The sequence below is a fragment of the Salegentibacter lacus genome, from assembly GCF_020164555.1.
Classification (GTDB): domain Bacteria; phylum Bacteroidota; class Bacteroidia; order Flavobacteriales; family Flavobacteriaceae; genus Salegentibacter; species Salegentibacter lacus.
The window spans coordinates 1-4,587 of sequence record NZ_JAIQZB010000042.1; the positions used below are offsets into that span (position 1 = coordinate 1).

4 protein-coding genes are annotated in these 4,587 nt (G+C 39.5%); 1 reads left to right on the plus strand and 3 read right to left on the minus strand.

Going from position 1 to position 4,587, the window contains the following annotated elements; genetic code table 11:
* Positions 1 to 148: 148 nt before the first annotated feature.
* Both LB465_RS17870 and recR read right to left on the minus strand, forming a co-directional pair.
* Entirely contained in the window at positions 149 to 1,489 is a 1,341-nt protein-coding gene (locus LB465_RS17870; protein ID WP_224471281.1) for a dihydrolipoamide acetyltransferase family protein, read from the minus strand.
* Between the two features lie 275 nt (positions 1,490 to 1,764).
* Positions 1,765 to 2,382, minus strand: a complete 618-nt coding sequence (recR, locus tag LB465_RS17875; RefSeq protein WP_224471282.1) for a recombination mediator RecR — start codon at positions 2,380 to 2,382, stop codon at positions 1,765 to 1,767.
* A gap of 183 nt (positions 2,383 to 2,565) precedes the next feature.
* Between recR and LB465_RS17880 the strand changes: the two genes are divergently transcribed.
* Positions 2,566 to 4,011: a sodium:solute symporter gene (locus LB465_RS17880; protein ID WP_224471283.1), complete on the plus strand. Its 1,446-nt coding sequence runs from the start codon at positions 2,566 to 2,568 to the stop codon at positions 4,009 to 4,011.
* On the opposite strand, the gene LB465_RS17885 is transcribed toward LB465_RS17880, so the two are convergent.
* Positions 3,982 to 4,344, minus strand: coding sequence for a CoA-binding protein (locus LB465_RS17885; protein WP_224471284.1), 363 nt, complete (start codon positions 4,342 to 4,344; stop codon positions 3,982 to 3,984). The genes LB465_RS17880 and LB465_RS17885 overlap by 30 nt on opposite strands.
* Positions 4,345 to 4,587: the final 243 nt, after the last annotated feature.

Below are 4,587 nucleotides of genomic sequence, written 5' to 3' on the forward strand. Positions count from 1 at the left end.
GGGAGGTAAAAGACTTAACTGCGACTGGTCATAGGTCTTAAATACTGCTTTGGCTTTCATTACATGAAAATACTAAAAACCAGAAAATAATACAACAAAAAAGGCTGCCTTTTCAGACAGCCTCTTTCTTTAAATAATATTCTCTGAATTATATCTCCCGGTCTTTATCAAAACCTTCTAAATATTGGGCTACCCGTTGTACAAACTGACCTCCCAAAGCACCATTTACCACTCTGTGGTCATAACTATGCGATAAGAACATTTTGTAACGAATTCCTATAAAATCGCCGTCTAGGGTTTCTATTACAGCCGGTACTTTTCTAATTGCTCCCAGTGCAAGAATGCCAACTTGCGGTTGATTGATGATTGGCGTTCCCATAATACTACCGAAAGTTCCCACATTGGTCACAGTGTAAGTCCCACCCTGAATATCATCGGGCTTTAATTTATTCTGACGTGCACGATTAGCCAGATCGTTCACTTTTTTAGCCAGTCCTACCAGGTTAAGCTGATCGGCATTTCTAATTACCGGCACTATAAGGTTTCCATCGGGAAGAGCAGCTGCCATCCCAAGGTTTATGTTTTTCTTCTTAATGATCTTATCGCCATCTACCGAGATATTGATCATTGGGAAATCACGAATAGCTTTTGCCACGGCTTCCATAAAGATTGGAGTAAACGTAAGTTTTTCTCCTTCTTTCTTCTGAAAATCGTTTTTATGCTTGTTTCTCCAGTTCCAGATATTGGTAACATCTACTTCGATAAAAGATTGAACGTGAGCTGAAGTTTGAGCGCTTTCAACCATATGGTGCGCGATCATTTTACCCATTCGGCTCATTTCTATAATCTCATCCTCTCCTGAAGGAACTACTTTTTCAGATTCGGCTTTGGCGCTGGCCATTTTACCGGTGTCTGCAGAAGGCGCTTGTTTTGCTTTTGGCTTTTGCTTGGCAGAAGTCCCTTTTTCGCGGTTTTCCACATACCCCAGAATATCGTCTTTGGTTACGCGCTCGTCTTTACCGGTACCTTCTACAGATTCCAATTCATCCAGACTGATGCCTTCTTCTTTGGCGATGTTTTTTACAAGCGGAGAATAAAACCTGGAAGCTTCAGAAAAATCTTTACTTCCTGCGGTTTCCTTTGCGGTTTCAACACTTTCGGCTACCTCTTCGGCATATTCATCTTCCTCTTCACTGTCATCCAGGTCCAGGTCTAATTCATCATCACCGGCACCGGAAGGGATTTCGCCATCGGTTTCAATAATAGCTATGGTTTGGCCTACCTGCACTACATCGTCGGCTTCAAAAAGTTTCTCCACCAAGGTCCCCTCTACTTCGCTGGGAACCTCGCTATCTACTTTATCGGTAGCGATTTCAAGAACCGGTTCATCGGCCTCAATGGTATCTCCAACTTCCTTTAACCAGTTGGTAATAGTTGCTTCGGCGACACTTTCGCCCATTTTTGGTAGCTTAAGTTCAAACTTTGCCATATCTATAATTGAAAGCTTATTTTAAGGTTTATGCTTGCGAATTTAATGAAAATTCAACTTCAATAGTATTAAAAAATCAATAAAATCAATTTTCATTGTAAACTTTCTGTTTCAGAAAAGGAATTCGCTTTCGGGTAAAATTACAATTTCAAAAGCTGAAACTAAATTTTTGAGTAGAAATATTATTGATCCGGCAGAAGTTTCCCGGGGTTCGTATACTCACAAAACATTACAGAGTTCGGTGCTCCTGAGAGATTTTAAACTTTTTAGGTCTTTTAACTTTTAGTAGAACTTTCAAACGGAACCCTGTTCGTAATACTTCTTCCCAAAGTAACCTCATCGGCATATTCCAGTTCATCTCCCACTGATATTCCCCTCGCAATCGTTGAAGTTTTAATACCGATGCCTTCCAGTTGCCTGTAAATATAGAAATTGGTGGTATCGCCTTCCAGGGTGCTGCTCAGCGCAAAAATAATCTCCTCTACTTTTCCTGCCTGTACTTTTTCTATTAATGGTTTAATACTAAGCTGAGAAGGGCCTATGCCATCCATCGGGCTTATTTTTCCGCCTAGAACATGGTAATGACCACGATATTGATCGGTATTTTCGATAGCCATCACATCCCGAATATCCTCTACCACGCAAACAATTTCTGAATTTCGGGAAGGATTTGCACAAATAGCACACAAATCTGTATCGCTGATATTGTAGCAGTTTTTACAAAGTTTTATTTCGGTCCTTAGCTTGGTAAGTGCATCTGCCAGCTGTTTGGTTTGCGATTCGGGCTGCTTAAGCATATGCAAGACCAATCTTAACGCGGTGCGTTTGCCAATGCCGGGAAGCTGAGACATTTCATCTACGGCCTGTTCCAATAGTTTTGAAGAAAAATCCATAGCGCGAATTTATGATTTTTACTCGATAATCGAGATTTAAATGCTCTAGCTTGCACTGATTAAAAATAATTTTCCGTTTCATACCTCTTGAGGTTGCCTCAAAGTTCTTGAGCGTTCATTTTGAGGAAGCAGGTTAAAGTTTAAGCTTAATTTGTAAATTCGCCGTTTTAGAAAATCATCGCTATGCAGCCCTACCAGATTTTAATTTTAATCGCCGCTTATTTTGGACTTTTATTTTTAGTTTCTTTCTTTTCCAGCAGGGCCGGCAGTAACGCCGAATTTTTTCGGGCCAACCGGGAGTCACCCTGGTATATTGTTGCTTTTGGGATGATTGGTGCTTCGCTTAGCGGGGTAACTTTTATTTCTTTGCCGGGTACGGTGGCTACAGATAGTTTTAGCTACTTCCAGGTGGTTTTGGGTTATACAGTAGGTTATGCGGTAATCGGACTCATTTTACTGCCGCTTTATTATAGATTAAATCTTACTTCAATCTATTCTTACCTGGAATCCCGCTTCGGAAAATATTCTTATAAAACCGGGGCGTCATTTTTTTTACTTTCAAGGATAGTCGGCTCGAGTTTTAGGTTATTTCTAGTCGCGAATGTATTACAACTTATTCTATTTGATGAATTAGGAGTACCCTATTACGCTACTGTTTCAGCAACTATTTTTCTAATCTGGTTATACACTTTTAGAAGCGGAATTAAAACCGTAGTCTGGACAGATACCCTGCAAACCTTTTTTATGCTGTTGTCGCTTGGAGTGACTTTAATAGTGGTTTCAGATGAATTAGGAATAACAGCCGGGGGAATGATAAATCATTTATCGGAAAGTGGACTTACAAAAATCTTCTTTTTCGAAGATTGGAAAAGCAGCGATCACTTTATAAAACAATTTGTAAGCGGGGCCTTTATCGCAATTGTAATGACGGGACTGGACCAGGATATGATGCAAAAAAACCTTACCTGCCGAAACCTGAAAGATGCTCAAAAAAATATGTTTTCGTTTACCATCGTGCTTACCGTGGTGAATATGATGTTTCTTATCCTCGGGGTTTTACTTACCCAATACGCCGATCTAAGCGGAATTGATGCTATTAAAGATGAACTTTTTCCGGCAATCGCAACTGGTGGTGAATTAGGAATTGGCGTGGCCATTCTTTTTATCCTGGGGCTTATTGCTGCTGCCTATTCCAGCGCCGATGGTACTTTAACCGCGCTTACCACATCTTTTAGTATTGATATCCTGAATATCGAAAAGCGGTATGAAGAATCCAAACAGATGAGGATTAGAAAACAAATACACATTGTTATTTCTATCTTGTTTATCGCGGTAATGCTGATCTTTAAATATGCGATAGCCGATAAAAGTGTAATCAATAAACTTTTTGAATTTGCCGGCTATACTTACGGGCCGTTATTGGGACTTTATACACTTGGCCTATTCACCAATATTAAGGTGAAAGATAAGCTTGTACCTATAGTTGCGATTCTGGCGCCAATTTTATCTTATATCATTAGTATAAACAGCCTGGTTTGGTTTGGCTTTGAGTTTGGCTTCTTTATTTTAATCCTCAACGGATTTTTAACCCTGCTTGGTTTAATATTGATTCGTACCAAGCATCACTAAAGTGCAGGCGATTTCAACTTCAATATTATTATCCCGTAAAATCTGATAGAATTCAGGGTTTTCTGTTCCCGGATTGAAGATTACCCGTACAGGATTCAAAGAAACAATATACTCGTAGTATTCTTCCTGTCTTGGCGGGCCAAGATAAAGCGTAACCGTATCTATATCCTGAAAAGGAATTTTTTCGGTTTCTATTTTTACTCCCGCTACTTCCCCTTTTCTTAGACCAATCGCTACCACAGGTTGATTATACCTTACCAGTCGCCCTATAGCGATATTGGAATAACGCGATCTATTTAAGGAAGCTCCCAGAACTAAAGTTTTTTTCTCCATATCACAAATTTAAGGTTTCAACTTAAGTGTAACAAAAATACTTCCCAATAGTCTTTAGGATAGCTATTGGTTCGGGAATATAGATGTGATGGTTAGTAAACCCGAAATTTATGGCGGAGGCCGTCTAAAAAGTATTTAGATGGCCTTTTTTATTGATAAAAGTTTTTGTGAGAGAAGCGCTTCTTCTTTTGTAGATATTCTTAATGATAAAAAAGGCAAGGAAGCCCCCTTCCTATGCTATAC

Coding starts and splice junctions, on each gene's coding strand:
- LB465_RS17880 (WP_224471283.1), top strand. CDS start 2,566: ATGCAGCCCTACCAGATTTTAATTTTAATCGCCGCTTATTTTGGACTT.
- recR (WP_224471282.1), bottom strand. CDS start 2,382: ATGGATTTTTCTTCAAAACTATTGGAACAGGCCGTAGATGAAATGTCT.
- LB465_RS17870 (WP_224471281.1), bottom strand. CDS start 1,489: ATGGCAAAGTTTGAACTTAAGCTACCAAAAATGGGCGAAAGTGTCGCC.
- LB465_RS17885 (WP_224471284.1), bottom strand. CDS start 4,344: ATGGAGAAAAAAACTTTAGTTCTGGGAGCTTCCTTAAATAGATCGCGT.